17 protein-coding genes are annotated in these 18,948 nt (G+C 35.1%); 16 read left to right on the top strand and 1 reads right to left on the bottom strand.

Going from position 1 to position 18,948, the window contains the following annotated elements; all coding sequences use genetic code 11:
- The first annotated feature begins 325 nt into the window (after positions 1-325).
- From rpsB to ACEN3Z_RS09100, 9 genes are all read left to right on the top strand, one after another.
- Positions 326-1,108, top strand: a complete 783-nt coding sequence (rpsB, locus tag ACEN3Z_RS09060) for a 30S ribosomal protein S2 (protein ID WP_138404893.1) — start codon at positions 326-328, stop codon at positions 1,106-1,108.
- A 117-nt stretch (positions 1,109-1,225) separates the two neighbouring features.
- Positions 1,226-2,110, top strand: coding sequence for a translation elongation factor Ts (gene tsf, locus ACEN3Z_RS09065; RefSeq protein WP_338489090.1), 885 nt, complete (start codon positions 1,226-1,228; stop codon positions 2,108-2,110).
- Between the two features lie 73 nt (positions 2,111-2,183).
- Positions 2,184-2,924, top strand: coding sequence for a UMP kinase (gene pyrH / locus ACEN3Z_RS09070; protein ID WP_338489088.1), 741 nt, complete (start codon positions 2,184-2,186; stop codon positions 2,922-2,924).
- Positions 2,925-3,072: 148 nt separating this feature from the next.
- Positions 3,073-3,633: a ribosome recycling factor gene (gene frr / locus ACEN3Z_RS09075; protein ID WP_338489086.1), complete on the top strand. Its 561-nt coding sequence runs from the start codon at positions 3,073-3,075 to the stop codon at positions 3,631-3,633.
- Positions 3,634-3,808: 175 nt separating this feature from the next.
- Positions 3,809-4,531, top strand: a complete 723-nt coding sequence (locus tag ACEN3Z_RS09080) for an isoprenyl transferase (protein ID WP_338489085.1) — start codon at positions 3,809-3,811, stop codon at positions 4,529-4,531.
- 37 nt (positions 4,532-4,568) lie between these two features.
- On the top strand, positions 4,569-5,363 hold the full coding sequence (locus tag ACEN3Z_RS09085) for a phosphatidate cytidylyltransferase (protein ID WP_407090592.1): 795 nt from the start codon (positions 4,569-4,571) through the stop codon (positions 5,361-5,363).
- Between the two features lie 11 nt (positions 5,364-5,374).
- Positions 5,375-6,640 (top strand): RIP metalloprotease RseP, encoded by a 1,266-nt coding sequence (gene rseP / locus ACEN3Z_RS09090; protein WP_407090593.1) that lies wholly within the window; start codon positions 5,375-5,377, stop codon positions 6,638-6,640.
- A gap of 67 nt (positions 6,641-6,707) precedes the next feature.
- Positions 6,708-11,009 carry a PolC-type DNA polymerase III gene (locus tag ACEN3Z_RS09095; protein WP_407090594.1) on the top strand — a complete coding sequence of 1,434 codons (4,302 nt, stop codon included), beginning with the start codon at positions 6,708-6,710 and terminating at the stop codon, positions 11,007-11,009.
- A 184-nt stretch (positions 11,010-11,193) separates the two neighbouring features.
- Positions 11,194-11,742 carry an NADPH-dependent FMN reductase gene (locus ACEN3Z_RS09100; protein WP_197104441.1) on the top strand — a complete coding sequence of 183 codons (549 nt, stop codon included), beginning with the start codon at positions 11,194-11,196 and terminating at the stop codon, positions 11,740-11,742.
- A gap of 143 nt (positions 11,743-11,885) precedes the next feature.
- Here ACEN3Z_RS09100 and ACEN3Z_RS09105 read toward each other — a convergent pair whose 3' ends face one another.
- Positions 11,886-12,743 (bottom strand): MetQ/NlpA family ABC transporter substrate-binding protein, encoded by an 858-nt coding sequence (locus tag ACEN3Z_RS09105; protein ID WP_407090595.1) that lies wholly within the window; start codon positions 12,741-12,743, stop codon positions 11,886-11,888.
- Positions 12,744-13,054: 311 nt separating this feature from the next.
- On the opposite strand from ACEN3Z_RS09105, the gene ACEN3Z_RS09110 reads away from it, so the two are divergent.
- The 7 genes from ACEN3Z_RS09110 to rbfA all read left to right on the top strand — a co-directional run bounded on the left by ACEN3Z_RS09110 (position 13,055) and on the right by rbfA (position 18,796).
- Positions 13,055-13,495 carry a hypothetical protein gene (locus ACEN3Z_RS09110; RefSeq protein ID WP_407090596.1) on the top strand — a complete coding sequence of 147 codons (441 nt, stop codon included), beginning with the start codon at positions 13,055-13,057 and terminating at the stop codon, positions 13,493-13,495.
- A gap of 198 nt (positions 13,496-13,693) precedes the next feature.
- Positions 13,694-14,167 carry a ribosome maturation factor RimP gene (rimP, locus tag ACEN3Z_RS09115; RefSeq protein WP_407090597.1) on the top strand — a complete coding sequence of 158 codons (474 nt, stop codon included), beginning with the start codon at positions 13,694-13,696 and terminating at the stop codon, positions 14,165-14,167.
- Between the two features lie 24 nt (positions 14,168-14,191).
- Positions 14,192-15,517, top strand: coding sequence for a transcription termination factor NusA (nusA, locus tag ACEN3Z_RS09120; RefSeq protein ID WP_407090598.1), 1,326 nt, complete (start codon positions 14,192-14,194; stop codon positions 15,515-15,517).
- Positions 15,518-15,549: 32 nt separating this feature from the next.
- Positions 15,550-15,843: an RNase P modulator RnpM gene (gene rnpM / locus ACEN3Z_RS09125; RefSeq protein ID WP_407090599.1), complete on the top strand. Its 294-nt coding sequence runs from the start codon at positions 15,550-15,552 to the stop codon at positions 15,841-15,843.
- Positions 15,840-16,163 carry a L7Ae/L30e/S12e/Gadd45 family ribosomal protein gene (locus ACEN3Z_RS09130; protein ID WP_407090600.1) on the top strand — a complete coding sequence of 108 codons (324 nt, stop codon included), beginning with the start codon at positions 15,840-15,842 and terminating at the stop codon, positions 16,161-16,163. The genes rnpM and ACEN3Z_RS09130 overlap by 4 nt, the downstream gene beginning before the upstream one ends.
- A 20-nt stretch (positions 16,164-16,183) precedes the next feature.
- Positions 16,184-18,400, top strand: a complete 2,217-nt coding sequence (infB, locus tag ACEN3Z_RS09135) for a translation initiation factor IF-2 (RefSeq protein WP_407090601.1) — start codon at positions 16,184-16,186, stop codon at positions 18,398-18,400.
- Positions 18,401-18,421: 21 nt separating this feature from the next.
- On the top strand, positions 18,422-18,796 hold the full coding sequence (gene rbfA / locus ACEN3Z_RS09140; protein WP_407090602.1) for a 30S ribosome-binding factor RbfA: 375 nt from the start codon (positions 18,422-18,424) through the stop codon (positions 18,794-18,796).
- The last annotated feature ends 152 nt before the right edge of the window (positions 18,797-18,948 follow it).

Genomic DNA, 18,948 nt, shown 5'->3' on the forward strand with positions numbered 1-18,948 from the left:
TTTGTGGTTAATGAATAATCGTCCTAGGAAATGCTTAGATTACCAAACACCTTTGGAAGTATTTTTACACGAACTCTTATTAATTGAGTAAATAAAAAATTGTCGCAATAATTATTGCAATTCAACATTTAAATATAGATATGCTAACTATTTTAAACAAATGTAATAAACTAGCTTGCATAATACGAAAGTATATAGTAATATAGTCCGTGGTGTAAAACCAAAAACACACGAATAATGATAATTTAACGGGTGCTCTCCTCGGAGAGACGTTTTGTTAGTAGAGTTATTCGGAGGAAAACAAAACCAAAGGAGAATGATAATTATGGCAGTTATTTCAATGAAACAATTGTTAGAAGCTGGTGTGCATTTCGGACACCAAACACGTCGCTGGAACCCAAAAATGAAACCTTACATCTTTACGGAGCGTAACGGTATTTATATTATTGACTTACAAAAAACAGTTAAGTTAGTTGATAAAGCGTATAACTTTATGCGTGACGAAGCAGCTAATGGAGCGGTTGTATTATTTGTAGGTACTAAAAAACAAGCACAAGGTGCAATCGACGAGCAAGCAAAACGTGCTGGTCAATACTACATTAACCACCGTTGGTTAGGTGGATTATTAACTAACTGGGAAACAATCCAACAAAGTATCCGTCGTCTAAAATCTATTGAAAAAATGGAAGAAGATGGAACATTTGATGTATTACCTAAAAAAGAAGTATTACAATTACGTAAAGAATTAGATCGTTTAGAGCAAAACCTTGGTGGTATTAAAGATATGCCTCGTATTCCAGATGTAATCTTTATCGTTGACCCACGCAAAGAACACATTGCAATCCAAGAAGCTAAAAAATTAAATATTCCATTAGTTGGAATGGTTGATACAAACTGTGATCCAGATGAAATTGACTATGTTATTCCATCAAATGACGATGCTATTCGTGCGATTAAATTAATCACATCTGCAATGGCTGACGCAGTTCTTGAAGGAAACCAAGGACATAGTGAAGATGATTCAGAAGAAAAATCTGACAAAGAATTTTTCGATAACTTATTTGATTCTGAAGAAGAAGCTACTACAGCGGATTCAACAGAAGCTTAATAATTAGATTATTCACAGCTGTCTTAATTCAGGACGTTACACAGGTCTAAAAACCTTGCCCTGTGTTAGGACAGTTTTTTATTTTGACTTTAAAATATCAAGGAGGATTTGAGTTTAATGGCTAAAATTAGTGCAAAACAAGTTAAAGAACTACGCGAACTGACTGGTGTAGGTATGATGGACGCGAAAAAAGCGTTGGTTGAAGTTGACGGAGATATGGATAAAGCGATTGACTTTTTAAGAGAAAAAGGTTTATCTAAAGCTGCTAAAAAAGCAAGTCGTATCGCTGCAGAAGGTTTAGCTGCAACAAGTATCAACGGAAACACAGCTGCAATTATCGAAGTTAATTCAGAAACTGACTTTGTTTCTAAAAACGAAGAATTCGTAAATATTGTTAACACAATTGCTGATGCAGTTGCTGCTAACAAACCAGCTACTATGGAAGAAGCTAACGCTATCGAAGTTGATGGCAAAACAATTGCTGACATCGTCTTAGAAGCTACTAATAAAATCGGTGAGAAAATTTCTTTCCGTCGTTTCGCTATCTTAGAAAAAACAGATAACGATACTTTTGGTGAGTACATCCATGGTGGTGGACAAATCGCTGTTATCACATTAATCGAAGGATTATCTGATGAAGATGTAGCGAAAGATGTTTCAATGCACGTTGCTGCAATCCAACCTAAATACGTTAACCGTGACGAAGTTCCTGCTGAAGAATTAGAACACGAGAAAAAAGTTCAAACAGAAATCGCATTAAACGAAGGTAAACCAGCTAATATCGTTGAAAAAATGATTGATGGCCGTATGAACAAATTCTTAGCTGAAATTAGCTTAAACGAACAACCATTTGTTAAAGATAACGATCAAACAGTTGGTAAATTCGTAGGTGATAAAGGTGGAACGATCAAACAATTCATTCGTTTCACTGTTGGTGAAGGAATCGAAAAACGCCAAGACAACTTTGCTGACGAAGTTGCTGCTCAAATGAAAAAAGATTAATTTTATACCCTTAGCCCCAGTTTCCTGGGGCTATTTTTAAAGATACGATTACGAATAAGAAAGGCAGTATGATATGACTAAAGAAACAACAAAATACAAACGTGTAATTTTAAAGCTTAGTGGAGAGGCAATTGCTGGAAATCAAGGCTTTGGAATCCATCCCGATACAATTAAAGAAATGGTAGAAGAACTTAAGGACATTCATGACTTAGGTGTTGAAATAGCCATTGTTGTAGGTGGAGGGAATATCTGGCGTGGTACAATCGGTGAAGAAATGGGAATGGAACGTTCTCAAGCTGATTACATGGGCATGCTAGCAACAGTAATGAATGCCTTAGCATTACAAGATGTATTAGAAAATAGAGGCGTTCCAACACGTGTACAAACTTCAGTAGAGATGCGTCAAATCGCAGAGCCGTATATTCGTCGTCGTGCAATTCGTCATCTTGAAAAAGGCCGTGTAGTCATCTTTGCTGGTGGAACAGGGAATCCTTACTTTACAACTGATACAACAGCAGCATTACGTGCCGCTGAGATCAATGCGGATGTTATCCTTATGGCAAAAAATAATGTTGATGGTGTTTATGACTCTGATCCAAAAGAGAACAAAGCTGCCGTTAAGTATGATAACTTAACTCACCTTGATGTTATTTCAAAAGGCCTGAAAGTGATGGATTCTACTGCAAGTTCATTAAGTATGGATAATGACATACCTTTAGTTGTATTTAACTTAAATGAATCAGGGAATATTCGCCGTGTTATTCTTGGAGAAAATATCGGAACAACAGTTGAAGCAAAACTAAATAATCAATAGTACATATTTTAAAGGTTAATAGTTATTGACGATAGTTAGTGTTAAACATATCATATCTATCTGAATGTCTGATTTAATACTCATTATACATGAAATATGGTATAATGAGTTAAATTGAACTATAGAGTATTATTAGGAGGATTTTTTTATGACACCGAGTGAAATTTTATCTACAACTAAAGAAAGAATGAACAAATCCGTTGAGGCTTATCAACGCGAAATTGCTTCAATTCGTGCTGGACGAGCAAATGCAAGTATATTAGACCGTGTAAACGTAAATTATTATGGTGTTCCAACGCCATTGAATCAACTTGCGGGTATTTCAAGTCCAGAAGCAAGAATGTTAGTTATATCACCTTATGATAAATCTAGCTTAACTGATATTGAAAAAGCTATTTTACAAAGTGATATCGGTATTACACCATCAAATGATGGAGACGTGATTCGTTTAGTAATTCCAGCATTGACGAAAGAAAGACGTGCAGAATTAGCGAAAGTTGTCGGAAAAGAACAAGAAAATGCAAAAGTTTCTATCCGAAATATTCGTCGTGACGTTATTGATTCAGTTAAAAAGCTTGAAAAAGCAAAAGAATTAACTGAAGATGATGTAAAAGATTATGAATCAGATATCCAAAAAATTACTGATGACTCAACTAAAAAAATCGAAGAATTAACTAAAGCTAAAGAGGATGAGATTTTTAACGATTAATTGAATAATCGTCCTAATGATTGCTGTTGATTTGAATTCAAATTGAAAATACTTTTATCGGAAGGTTTTACTAACTTTTTAGATAAAAGTATTTTTTTGTTTTCATGATTATTATTCGTAATTTAGCATTATTTTGGTATAATACTAGGGATGATTATTTAAAAGGGAGTATTTTATGAATAATGAATTTGAAACAGTTCCCAAGCACATTGCAATTATAATGGATGGAAATGGACGCTGGGCTAAGAAAAGATTTTTACCACGCGTAGTTGGGCATCGAAAAGGTGTTCAAGCAATTAAAAAAATTACAATTAGAGCGAATGAACTTAATATAAAATTAATTACAATGTATGCTTTTTCAACAGAAAATTGGGGACGACCTAAAGATGAAGTGGACTTTCTGATGAAATTGCCGAAGGAATTCTTTAACGATTTTTTACCTGAATTAATTGAACATAATATTCGAATTGAAGTCATCGGTGACACAGATGCACTTCCTGAAGAAACTAAAGGAATCTTAAACTCAGCCATTGAGGATACTAAACATTGTACTGGAATGATATTAAACTTTGCATTGAATTATGGGGCACGACAGGAAATTACTAGTGCAGTGAAAAGTATTATAACTGAAATTCAAAAAGAAAATATTAATTTAAGTGATGTATCAGAAGAATTAATTAATAAACATTTAATGACGAGTCGTTATAATGAACTCAGTGATCCTGATTTAATTATTCGAACAAGTGGAGAAGAACGCTTAAGCAATTTCCTATTGTGGCAAGCTGCCTATAGTGAGTTTTACTTTACAGATGTCTTATGGCCTGATTTTAATGAGGGTGAACTTGACAAGGCTATTAATGCTTATAACGGCAGACAACGACGATTTGGAAAAGTTTAATAATTGTCTGTCGTCTTAAGTCTTAGGAGGAATAATTTTGATTGTAAGAATTAGAAGTGCCGTCATAGCACTTGCGCTTTATATCCCATTCTTATTAATAGGTGGCGGTTATTATGCATTTGCGATGTGGGTTATTGGAATTATAGGCTTATTTGAATTTGCAGAAATGCAGAAACTAAATATATTTAATCATATTGGTTTCTTTTCTGTCGTTGGTTTGACTTCTTTACTCATACCTCAAATGTATATGCCAGAAATTTTGAAACAGGGCAATCCAGAGTATTTATTTTACATTTGTAGTCTGATGTTGTTAGTATTTACTGTATTCAACCATCGAAAATTTAATTTTGCTCATGCGGCTATCATTGTGTTTGCCTGTATTTATATAGGTTATGGTTTTAGATTCTTAATACTATTTCGCGAGATGGGTCTAGAAACAATTCTTTACTTATTAGTTGTAGTATGGTCAACTGATTCCGGTGCGTACTTTGTCGGTAGGAAGTTAGGAAAAAGACCACTGGCTCCTGAAATCAGCCCGAATAAGACAGTTGAAGGAATGATTGGTGGGGTTTTAACCGCACTACTTGTTTCAAGTATATTTGTCGCTTTATTCCAACCAGCCTTAGGTGTAGTGAATCAAATATGGATGTTAACAATTATAGTGTCACTTTTTGGACAATTTGGTGATTTAGTTGAATCGGCATTTAAACGTTATTTTAACGTTAAAGATTCGGGTAAATTTTTACCGGGTCATGGTGGTATGTTAGACCGATTTGATAGTTTAATTTTCGCAAGTTTTATAATGATGTTTTGGATAAATTTATTTAGATAGGATGGTTACTATTGACGACTTTACTAGTATTTTTAGTCATATTTTCGATAATTGTAGTTATACATGAGTTTGGACACTATTTTTTCGCAAAGCGTGCAGGAATTTTAGTTAGAGAATTTGCGTTAGGGATGGGTCCTAAATTATTTTCTAAACAAGGGAAAGATGGAACAACATATACAGTCAGATTGTTACCACTTGGTGGTTACGTTCGTCTAGCTGGATTATATGAAGAAGATGAAATTCAAGCTGGAATGGAAGTAGGTTTAGAAATTAATGATAATGATCAAGTATCATTGATTAATTTATCGGATAACTTTTCAGTTGACGAGATGCCAGTCAGAGTTGACAATGTTGATTTAATTGATGAGATGATCATTGAAGCTGTTCCAGTTGGACAAACAGATATTGTAAAATACTCAGTGGCAAAAAAAGCAAACATAATTGAAGCGGATGGAACTAAATTACCAGTTGCACCACGTGAAATGCGCTATGAAAGTGCGAGTGTTTGGAATAAGATGATTACTAACTTTGCAGGACCAATGAATAACTTTATATTATCCATTATTGCTTTTACAATTGTTGCTTTTATGATTGGTATTCCTAATACAGATAGCGTCATTGGTGAAGTTGTTGATGGATCAGTAGCTCAAGAAGCTGGTTTAGTTGATGGCGATAGAGTAACTGAAGTCGATGGGCAATCTGTAAGTGAGTGGTCTGATTTAGTATTATTAATTCAAGAAAGACCAAACGAAGAATTACAAATGACTGTTGAACGTGAGAATGAAACGGTTGATACAGTTGTGAATGTTCAGGCTGTGACGGATGAACAATCTGGTAACGAAATTGGACAAATTGGAATTATTGCGGATAGAGAGTTTAGTTTTGGAAGTAGTATTACTTATGGTGTGACAGCGACTTGGGGAATTATCACTGGCGTATTAGGAGTTATCGGCAGTATGATTACGAGTGGCTTCAATATTAATAACTTTGGTGGCCCAGTAGCGATGGCTCAGATGACTGATCAAGTTGTTAGCCTTGGGCTACCAGTAATAGTGAACTTCTTAGCGATGCTTTCTGCTAATTTAGGAGTATTCAACTTACTACCCATACCAGCTTTAGACGGTGGTAAAATTGTTTTAAATGCGATTGAAGCAATTAGAGGGAAACCATTAAGTGAATCAAAAGAAGGAATCATTACAATTATTGGCGTGTTAATTATGGTAGTATTAATGGTTGCTGTAACATGGAATGATATTAACAGGGCATTTTTCCAATAAGTTTTAATTTGAGGATGTGGCATCATTATTGATGGTTGCATCCTTAATTTTATCGAAAGGAGTTATTATGGCTGATAAAAGAGAATTATTCGAATTACTTCTCGATCATATTCAATTAAATGATGAAGAAATCGTTGAAGAACTACAACATACTGAAATTAAAACTGTGAATATATTAGCACAGTCAAACCAATGGCATTTTACATTTATTTCGCCAAATCGAATTCATCCAAATGCATATCAAATTTTTCAACATCATATAATAAAAGCATTTGAGCATATTGGTAGAGTTGAGACTTGGTGGCTATTTGAAGAGGATTCTTTAGAATCTAATAACATACTTGAATATTGGTACGCTATTATGTCAGTAATAGCACAAGAAAAGCCTTTTATTCGGTCGATCTTGTCTCAAGCGAAGTATGAAATCGTTGGCGAATCATTAAGAATTGGATTAGCTAGTGATATTCAAATTAATATGTTAAAAGAAAAATACGAACGATTATTAATAGAGAAACTCGAACAAGTCCAAATTACTGACCTTAATTTAGAGTACTACGTTGACGAAGAGTTATTACAAGATGAGATTAACGCAGTTCGAGATCGTCAAAGTAATGAAGATGAACAGAGCTTATTAGAAGCTTTAGAAATTCAAGAAAAAAGACAAAAACAAGAGCGAACAGTTGTGCAATCAACCTCTGATGATATAGGGAAAGATATTCCTAATAAACCGGCTTTGCCAATGATTGAATTAGATGATAATCAATTTAAACAAATCATTGAAGGTTTTATATTTTCGCATGAAATTAAAGACTTGCGTAGTGGAAATCAGCTTTTAATTATGAATATTACTGACTACACGAGCTCAGTGACTGTTAAGCTGATGTCTGGCCGTCGCATCTCAAAAGAAGCATTGAATCAATTTAGTAAAGGTGAATGGATTCGACTAGAGGGAGATATGATCCCAGATAATTTCACTTCGGAATTATATTTTAGACCGAGAAGTGTTAGAAAAGTAACGGTCCCTGGCCGTGAAGATAAAGCACCGGCTGATGGTAAACGTGTTGAATTGCATGCTCATACAAATATGAGTCAATTAGATGCAACAAACTCAGCCACTGATATTGTTACTCAAGCAGCTAAATGGGGTCATAAAGCAGTTGCTATAACGGATCACGCTGTAGCACAATCTTTCCCAGATGCGTATTGGGCGGGTAAAAAACATGGAATAAAAGTAATCTACGGAATTGAAGCTTATGTCGTGAATGACGGTGAACCCATCGCATTTAACTTAAGAGATGAGGCTTTAGATGAAGCAACATATGTTGTATTTGACGTGGAGACGACTGGACTATCATCTGTCTATGATGACATCATAGAACTTGCAGGAGTGAAGATGAGAGAAGGCGAAATTATTGATACATTCGAAGCCTTTATTAATCCAAACAAACCTTTGTCAGCTTTCACTACTGAGTTAACAGGTATTACTGATGATATGGTTAAAGATGCTCCAACGGCTAAACCTGTTTTAGAACAATTCCAACAGTTTTGTGGTGATTCTATTCTAGTTGCGCATAACGCAACGTTTGATATTGGCTTCATTAATAAAGGCTATGAACGTGTTGGCTTACCACAAACTGACTTACCAGTGATTGATACATTAGAACTGTCTCGTTTAGTGAATCCAGATTATAAATCACACCGTTTGAATACTTTAGCTAAGCGATATAACGTTCAACTAGAACAGCATCACCGAGCAGTCTATGACTCCGAGACAACAGGGTACATCTTGATGAAGTTATTAGAACAAGCGAAGGATCAATTTGGTATCATCAATCATAACCAATTAAACGACCAAATAGGACAGGGTGAGAGTTTTAAACAATCAAGACCTTTCCATGCAACTATATTAGTTAAGAACCAAGACGGATTGAAAGCTTTATTTAAGCTGATATCCATGTCCAGTACAGAGTATTTCTACCGTGTACCTCGTATTCCAAGATCTGAATTGACCCAATATCGTGATGATTTATTAATTGGAACGGCGTGTTCAACAGGAGAAGTATTCACTGCCATGATGCAAAAAGGGTATGAAGAAGCAAGCGAACTTGTTGATTATTATGACTTTATCGAAGTGCAACCTCCATCAGTTTATGAACCACTCATCAAAGATGAATTGATTCGTAACGAAGCTGACTTAAAACATATTATCAGTGAAATGCTTCGTTTAGGTGATGAAAAGAACAAAACCGTTGTTGCGACTGGGAATGTCCATTACCTGGATGAAAAAGATGAAATTTACCGTGAAGTATTGAAGAAATCGATGAAAATCAACGCTAACAGAACTTTACATATGCCAAGAGTTCATTTCAGAACGACTGATGAGATGTTACAAGAATTTTCTTTCCTTGGTGCTGAAAAAGCCCAAGAAATCGTCGTTGAGAATACTCAAAAAATTGCAGATTCAATTGAAGAAGTTGCTGTGATTAAAGATGAATTATATCCACCTGTTATTGAAGGTGCTGAAGAAGAAATTACTCAAATGAGTTATGACAAAGCGCATGAAATGTACGGAAATCCTCTGCCTGATATCGTTGATAAGCGAATCAAAAAGGAATTGGACAGTATTATATCGAATGGGTTCGCGGTTATTTATTTAATCTCACAAAAATTAGTGCTTAAAAGTAATGATGATGGATATTTAGTTGGTTCTCGTGGATCAGTTGGATCAAGTTTAGTAGCCACCTTAACAGGAATTACTGAAGTGAATCCCTTAGCCGCACATTATTATTGTACAGAATGCCACTATAGTGAGTTTTTCACTAATGGTGAACATAAATCTGGTTACGACCTTCCACCAAAGGCTTGTCCTGATTGTGGAGCCGAATTGAAAAAAGATGGACAAGATATTCCGTTCGAAACTTTCCTTGGATTCTACGGAGACAAAGTTCCCGATATTGATTTGAACTTCTCAGGAGATTACCAAGCAAAAGCGCATGCGTATACTAAGGAGTTATTCGGTGAAGATTATGTCTTTCGTGCAGGAACAATAGGTACAGTTGCCAATAAAACTGCTCACGGTTACATTCGAGGATATCTAGAATCTTCAGGTGAGCATTTGCCTCAGGCTGAAAGAGAACGATTAGCCTATGGTATTGAAGGCGCTCGAAGAACAACAGGTCAACATCCGGGTGGTATTATTGTTATCCCTGACTTCATGGATGTTTACGACTTTACACCTGTGCAATATCCAGCGGACGATGTGAATGCCGAATGGAAGACTACACACTTTGATTTCCATTCTATTGATGCCAATGTCTTAAAGCTTGATATTCTTGGTCACGATGATCCGACCATGATTCGTATGTTACAAGATTTAAGTGGTATTGATCCAATGGATATTCCGCCTGTAGATGAAAAAGTGATGCAAATATTCAGCGGTACTGAAGTACTGGGGGTAACGCCAGAACAAATAAATTCTGATACCGGAACACTTGGGGTTCCAGAATTCGGGACTGGCTTCGTGCGAGGCATGGTTTCAGAAACAAAACCTAAAACTTTCGCGGAGTTACTTCAAATCTCTGGACTTTCACATGGGACAGATGTTTGGTTAGGAAATGCTCAAGAATTAATTAAAAATAATGTTGTAGAACTATCTGATGTAATTGGTTGTCGTGATGATATTATGACAACTTTAATTCAATACGGTTTAGAAGATGGGACCGCCTTCCAAATTATGGAGCATGTGCGTAAGGGGAAAGGAATTCCTGATGACTGGCAAGCAGATATGCGAAGTAATAATGTTCCAGAATGGTACATTGACTCTTGTTTAAAAATTAAGTATATGTTCCCGAAAGCCCATGCGGCTGCTTATGTTCTGATGGCCTTGCGTGTAGCTTACTTTAAAGTGTATTATCCAATGTACTATTACGCTGCGTATTTCTCAATTCGTGCAAAAGACTTTGATTTAGTTGCTATGCATCAAGGGAAAGAAATGGTCAAAAGACGTGTCCGTGAAATTAATGACAAAGGCTTTGGAGCAACAAATAAAGAAAAAGAATTAGTGACAGAACTAGAGATAGCGAATGAAATGTTAGAACGTGGATTTAAATTCCAAATGATTAATATTGAAAAATCTGACTCGAAACATTTCATAATCGAAGGAGATTCATTAATTCCACCATTTAGAGCCGTTCCTGGTTTAGGTAATAACGTAGCTGAACAAATTGTGAAAGCACGTCAAGAAGCTCCATTCTTATCAAAAGAAGATTTACAAAAGCGTGGTAAAGTTTCAAAAACAGTACTAGCGTACTTAGACGATAATGGCGTCTTAGAAGGATTACCAGATGAAGATCAGCTCAGTTTATTTTAAATATTGAATAATTTACACTTCTTTTTAAGTTTTCTAACCTAAAAAGAAGTTTTTTATGTAAATATCAATAATTATCTCTAAAACGAAATTATTTTCAAAAACCAGACCTTTTCATTTGCATAACCATTTGAATGTCGTTAGAATATAATAGTAATCAAAATTATTTTAAGGAGATGTTATTTTTATGACAAAAATTGGAGTAGTAGTAGGTAGCTTACGTAAAGAATCCTATGCGCGTAAATGGTCGGTAGCATTAGCTGAGTTATTCCCAGCAGATGTAGAAGTAGAATTCTTAGAAATTGGGAACTTACCATTATATAACGAAGAATACGATGAAAACAACCCAAGCGAATATACTGAATTCCGTAACGCTGTATCAGCACAAGATGCAATTATTTTTGCGACACCAGAATATAACCGTTCAACTTCTGGAGTATTAAAAAATGCCATTGATGTTGCTTCTCGTCCTTGGGGACAAAGTGTATGGGCTGGTAAGCCAGCTTTAATCCTAGGTCACTCTATTTCCAATATTAGTGGTGCGAACGCTGTTCAATCACTACGTCCTACATTAGCATTCTTAGATATGCCAGTATTAGGTCAACCAGAAGTTTACTTAGCAAATTCACAAAACTTCTTTGATGAAGACGGTAAATTAAATAATGAAGAAACACGTGGTTTCTTACAAACAGTTGCGGATGCATTTATCGCACATATCGAAAAAAACACTAAATAATTAGACAAATACAACTTATATGTGTTGTTAAAAAACGCGCGTAGAAAGCAAGAGAAGTCTTACTTTCTACGCGTGTTTTTCTTTTTAAGAATAACTACAAACGGTATCGTTTGTAAAAGTTGTGATAATCACAAAATAAATAATTAATTACGTTCATTCTCAAGACTTGCTTCATATTCTTCTAATAATATCCAAGCAGGAATATGACCACCATTTGAAATTTCTTCAATATAGTCTGCAACATCGTCTGATTGATATAAATCTACAATATATTGGTATAGTGGGTTGTCTTGATCTTCTTCACGAACCGTAACGGTGTTCAAGCGATTATAATTGAATGTTTCAGTATTGTGGCCATAAGAATAGATAGCATCATTTGGTTCAAAGTCAGTACTTTCTAAGTAGACCTGATGAATCACTCCCATATCAACATCGGCCATGGCAGCTGGAATTTGAGCAGCTTCCAATTCAATGATTTCATAATTATTTGGATTTTCAACGATGTCATTCACAGTTGGTAAGGCATCAATTGATTCATCTAGTTTAATAAGCTCAGCATAATCTAAGATTTGTAAAGCGTAAGAGCTACTTGCCAAATCATTTGGAATAGCAATGATCGCCCCTTCAGGTAAATCATCAATAGAATTATGCTTTTCTGAAAAGAAACTCAATGGGGTAGCAAAAGTATTTCCAATAGAAACTAAATTAGTTTCATTTGCTTCATTCCAATCATTTAAGAAGTCGGTATGCTGATAAGCATTCATATCCAATGATCCATCAACTAATGAAATGTTAGGTGTATTATAGTCAGTAAACAGGACTATGTCTAATTCAATGCCATCTTCCTCAGCTTTATCAGCAACAAACTCCCATATATCAGCCAATTCTTCACCGACCGTTCTGATAGTCACAGTTTCACCTACAAATTCTTCAGAAAATACCTCAGCTTTAGCAGGAGCCATTGGTTCTAAGAATAAGAATAATAACAAACTAAAAAGCAACAGTTTTATTCTTTTTTTTATTTATATAAACATCCTCTCAATTCAATATGAATAGAATTATAGCACAACTTGTTAACTATAAGAAATAAAATTGCACTTAAATAAATATAACAGATAATGAAAATATAATATAACAGTTTGATATGTTTTTATTCACATGAAAAAGTTTCATATTAAAATTTAATTGAATTAAACACGGATTTACTCATATGGTTTAATTGTGAAAACAATAACAAACTTCTGGACTCGCCAAAAAAATATGTTATAATAAGTTTATAAGTAAAATAAATAGCTTAAAGGGGAGAATTGTAATGGGAAGAAAGGTTCAGACATTTAATTTTCATTTCCATAATGGTGGCCAATGGGAAATTCCAGTAGATTTAGTCGGTGATATTTGGATTAAACGTGTTTCAACAAGTTTAGGTAGAATTAATGATGGAGAAATTGTTGAGATTCATCCTTCAGAAGCTTTCAGAATGGAATTACTACCTGAAGCTGATACTTTTCAAACAACAGACATTAATCAAGGTGGATTAGAGGCTGGAATGTTTGAGACAGTGATAAAAAATCAAGATATCGAACGATTGACAGTCGTATGGGATAATGAAGACAGTGAAGAAGTTTACTTCCCATTCGAAGTAACCGAAGAAAGTGGTACAGTGAATAAATTCATGTCCGGAAAAATCCAAGATAAAAAATTATACTTAGTTATTGATGTAAATAATCATGTGAATGATATTTACCCAAATTAATTTAAACTAAAACCTTTGATCATATTTTGATTAAAGGTTTTTTATTTGGAATGCTTTAAAGAAGCTGTTACTTGTACATTTTAAAGATTTGTGGTATATTGGTTAAGGAATTTAGAAGAGACGGGGAGGAGTGAGCGGTGACGCTTGCTCCTTTCATATTTATAACTAAGAATTTAATTTAAAGGATGAGGTGAAATATTGAGTAAAGTTATTGAGTCCGTAGTTCCAGTAATTGAGCCAATTGTAGAATCAGAAAATTGTTATTTGGTTGATGTTGAATATGTAAAAGAAGGACCAAACTGGTACTTGAGAGTCTATGCCGATAAAGAAAAGGGAATAGATATTGAAGATTGTGCGAAAATTAGCGAAAAACTAAGTGAGGCACTCGATCAGATTAGCCCAGATCCATTTCCAAAAGCATATTTTTTAGAAGTGTCATCGCCAGGTGCCGAACGTCCATTAAAAACTGAACAAGATATCTTAAATGCTGTGGGCGAATATATTCATTTAGATTATTACGTACCACAATTTGGGGAGAAATTTCATGAAGGTACTTTATTAGAAGTCACGGATGAAATGTTCCAAATTGAAGTAACAATTAAGACAAGAAAAAAAGTACTTGAAATTAAACGCGATGCGGTATCAAAACTCCGTTTAGCAATTAAATTCTAAAAAATTAATGAGGTGATTAAGAAGATGAGTAAAGATTTAGTACAAGCTATGCAGATTCTTGAAGAGGAAAAAGGAATTTCTAGTCAGGTCATCAAGGAAGCTCTCGAATCGGCTTTAGTATTAGCGTATAAAAAAAGATACGATAATGCACAAAACGTTGAAGTAGAATTTGACGAAGAAAGTGGATCAATCAAAGTATTTTCAGTGAAAGAAGTCGTAGAAACTAAGTATGACCCTACTTTTGAAATTTCATTAGAAGAAGCTTTAGAAATTAATCGAGCTTATGAAGTCGGCGACAAAATCAAATTCGAAGTAACACCAAACGATTTTGGTCGTATTGCCACTCAAACAGCTAAACATGTTGTAATGCAACGAATTCGTGAAGCTGAACGTGACATTATTTATAATGAATTCATTCAATATGAAGATGAGATTTTAACTGGGACTGTTGAACGTTTCGAAAAAGGAATTGTATATGTCAACTTAGATAAAGTTGAGGCAGTTATGCCAATTCGTGAACAAATTGCTGGAGAAAACTTAGAAATTGACGAACGTGTGAAAGTGTATGTATCAAAAATTGATAAAACACCTAGAGGACCACAAGTGGTCGTGAGTCGTTCGCATCCGGATTTCTTACGCAGATTATTTGAACAAGAAGTGCCAGAGATTTATGATGGGATTGTTGAGATTGTTTCAATTTCACGTGAAGCTGGAGACCGTTCTAAAGTTGCGGTAAGATCTCGTGATGAGAATATTGATCCAGTTGGTACATGTGTGGGTCAAAAAGGACAACGTGTACAAACAATCGTGAATGAACTGAATGGCGAGAACATGGATATTATTGAATATAGTGAAGATCCTGCAACATTTATCCGTAACGCTATGAGTCCTGCAGAAGTTATTAATGTAATTTTTGAAGAAGAAGGAAACTCTTGTATCGTTGTAGTGCCAGATTACCAATTATCGTTAGCAATCGGTAAAAAAGGGCAAAATGCTCGCTTAGCTGCGCGTTTAACATCACATAAGATAGATATTAAATCAGAAACAGCTTATGAAGAGTATTTATCAGAACAAAGTGCTGAAATCGAAGAAGATTACTTAGTTAATAATGAAGTAGAATTAACTGAAGAGTATGATGCATTCGATGAAGCTGAAATTATTGCTGATGTTGAAGAGATAGAAGAAATTGAAGATCATGATAGTGTCAATGAACAACTTGAAGAGCAAGATCTAGATGAGAATAATTACGATGCTGAAGCTGTAGAGGACGCAATTTCTGAAGTTGAGCATGATTATGAGCAAGATTATGATGAATTGCTTGAAGAGCAAGAAGAACAAGATGAATTATAATAAATGATAATTTTCATTAAAGGAGCGAACTAATGGCTGCTAAACAACGCAAACAACCAATGAGAAAATGCATTGTATCTCAGGAAATGTATCCAAAAAAAGAATTAGTGCGTGTTGTTAAATCCAAAGAAAACGAAGTTTTTCTTGATCCAACAGGACGACAAAATGGACGAGGTGCTTATATAGCACTTGAACCTGAGTTGGCATTAAAAGGAAAAAAAGAAAAAACATTTGATCGTGCATTTGGTGTGAAGATTAATGATGAATTCTATGATGAGTTATACAATTATATTGATCATCAGAAAGCTCGTAAAGAACTACTATGAAAAATGATTTTAAAAAATTAAATATGTTAGGTTTAGCTATGCGCGCCAGAGAGATTATTTCTGGAGATGAATTGGTCGAAAAAGCGGTAAAAAATAACCGCGTTCGCCTAGTATTATGCGCGAGCGATGCCAGTGAGAAAACATTAGAGAGATACCGTTCTTTAAGTGAACGAAAAGATATTCCCCTTAACACAGAATTTACTAAGTATGAATTAAGTCAAGCTATTGGTAAAAACCGTTCAATTATCGGTTTGACAAATCAAGGCATGACAAAGAAATTTTTATCTTACGATGTGGAGAGTGAGGAATCATATGACTAATTAATTAGGAAGGTGATTACATGACTAAACGCGTATATGAATATGCAAAAGAACATGATCTGACAAGTAAAGAGCTACTAACTATGGCTAAGTCAAAAGGCATGGAATTCGGTAGCCATATGTCTTCAATTTCTGAAGAGCAAGAAAAGCAACTGAATAATATTATTAGTAATAAAAACAATAAGAAATCCGAAAAACCAGAAACAAACTCGAAAGAGGCAAATAAAAAAGGTTCAAACACTTCTCAAAATACGAATAAAAAAGCATCGGATAAAAACCAAGCAAAACAAAATCAACATAAAAAAGAGGAATCTAAAACGAATACTAAGCAGAATAACAACTCAAATAAGAACGCTTCTAATAACAATAAATCATCTAATCAACCTGGACGCCGTAATCGACGCAACCGTCGCGGTAAAGGGAACAAGAATTTCAAGAACACTGATTCTAAAGGGATTACACAACGTAAACATAAAGATTTACCAGAAAAATTAGTGTATTCTGAAGGAACAAATATTCAAGAAATTGCTAAAATGTTGCATCGAGATGCATCTGAAATCATTAAAAAATTAATGATGAACGGTGTTATGGCTAACCAAAACCAAGCACTTTCAAAAGATGTGATCGAATTAATCGCGCTTGAATATGGTGTAGAACCAGAAGAAAAAGTTGTTGTTGATGTATCTGATTTAGATGTGTACTTCGAAGAAGAACAAGATGAAGCTAAATTAACAATTCGCCCAGCTGTTGTTACAATTATGGGTCACGTTGACCACGGTAAAACAACATTACTTGACCAATTACGTCATTCACGTGTTACAGAAGGTGAAGCTGGTGGGATTACTCAACATATTGGTGCTTACCAAGTTGAAACTGAAGACGACAATATTATTACATTCTTAGATACACCTGGACATGAGGCTTTCACAACTATGCGTGCTCGTGGAGCGGATGTAACGGATATTGCAATTATTGTTGTAGCTGCCGATGACGGTGTAATGCCACAGACAGTTGAGGCGATTAACCATGCGAAAGCTGCCGATGTACCAATTATTATCGCTGTGAACAAAATTGATAAACCAACAGCAAATCCAGACCGTGTAAAACAAGAGTTATCTGAACACGGAATTATTTCTGAGGATTGGGGTGGAGACAACATCTTTGTCGAAATCTCAGCGAAATTCAATCAAAATATTGAAGAATTATTAGAAATGATTGTACTAGTATCAGAAGTTCAAGAACTGAAAGCTAACCCTGACCGTTTAGCATTAGGGTCAGTTATCGAAGCACGTCTTGATAAAAACCAAGGTGCAACAGCTACGTTATTAGTACAAGATGGTACTTTAAATGTTGGAGATCCGATCGTTGTTGGTAATACGTATGGCCGTGTTAGAACAATGGTTAACGATATCGGACGACGTATCCGTACAGCTGGACCAGCCACTCCTGTTGAGATTACTGGTTTACAAACAGCACCACAAGCGGGTGACTTATTCGTAGTATTCGAAGATGAGAAAACTGCACGTCAAGCCGGTGAACAACGTGCACAAGAAGCTCAAGAAGCTCAACGTAGTTTAACAAAGAAAGTAACTTTAGATAACTTATTTGAATCATTACAAGAAGGCGAATTAAAATCAGTTAACGTGATTATTAAAGCCGATGTGCAAGGTTCAGCTGAAGCATTATCTGCAAGCTTACAAAAAATTGAAGTTGAAGGTGTGCGTGTAAATGTAGTTCACCAAGCCGTTGGAGCAATTAATGAAAGTGACATTTCATTAGCCGCTGCTTCAGGTGCGATTGTGATTGGATTTAACGTTCGCCCAACACCACAAGCGCGTCTACAAGCAGATTCTGAAGTTGTCGACATTAGACAATATCGTGTAATTTATGACGCTATTGATGAAATAGAAACAGCCATGAAAGGTATGCTAGACCCAGAATATGAAGAAGAAGTTCAAGGTCAAGCGCTTGTACGTGAGACATTTACAGTGTCTAAATTAGGTACGATTGCTGGTTCATTCGTTACTGATGGCTACATTGCTCGTGATAGTCAAGTTCGTTTAATTCGTGATAACATTGTAATTTTTGAAGGTGAAATCGCAAGCTTGAAACGATTCCAAGATGATGCAAAACAAGTAGCTAAAGGCTATGAATGTGGTATCATGATTGAAAACTATAACGATGTTAAAATGGATGACGTTATCGAAGCATTCCATATGGTTGAAATAGAAAGATAACCTTTTAAGGAGGACGATACTATGGCAAAATACCGTGCAGGTAGAGTTAGACAAGAAATATTGCGTGAAGTTAATAATATCTTATTATTAGAAATTAAAGATCCACGTGTTGAAGGGGTAACAATTACCGATGTAAATGTTACTGGAGATTTACAACAAGCGACAATTTACTATAGTACTTTATCGGATAAAGCTGGTGAGAGACAAAAGACTCAAAGAGGTCTTGATGCTATTACAGGTAAAGTTCGTAGAGATTTAGGTAAGAAATTAACTTTATATAAAACACCGGAAATTAAATTTGAACGTGATCGTTCAATTGATTACGGTAGTCATATTGATTCGTTATTAAACCAAATTAAAGTGGACTATAACGAAGAAAGTGACAACGAAGCGTAAAGACTTAAACCATTCAAGTCACATTTGTGATTTGAATGGTTTTTTGCATGTGCGCCCGGCATGGGCGATAACTTGGTGGTGAAAGTCCACTACAGACTTGGCAGTAGGAACTGTTAGCTAAAGGCAAGGGTGTCCACCGTGAGGTGGAATCT

It is taken from the genome of Ruoffia sp. FAM 26254, from assembly GCF_045528545.1.
Classification (GTDB): domain Bacteria; phylum Bacillota; class Bacilli; order Lactobacillales; family Aerococcaceae; genus Ruoffia; species Ruoffia halotolerans.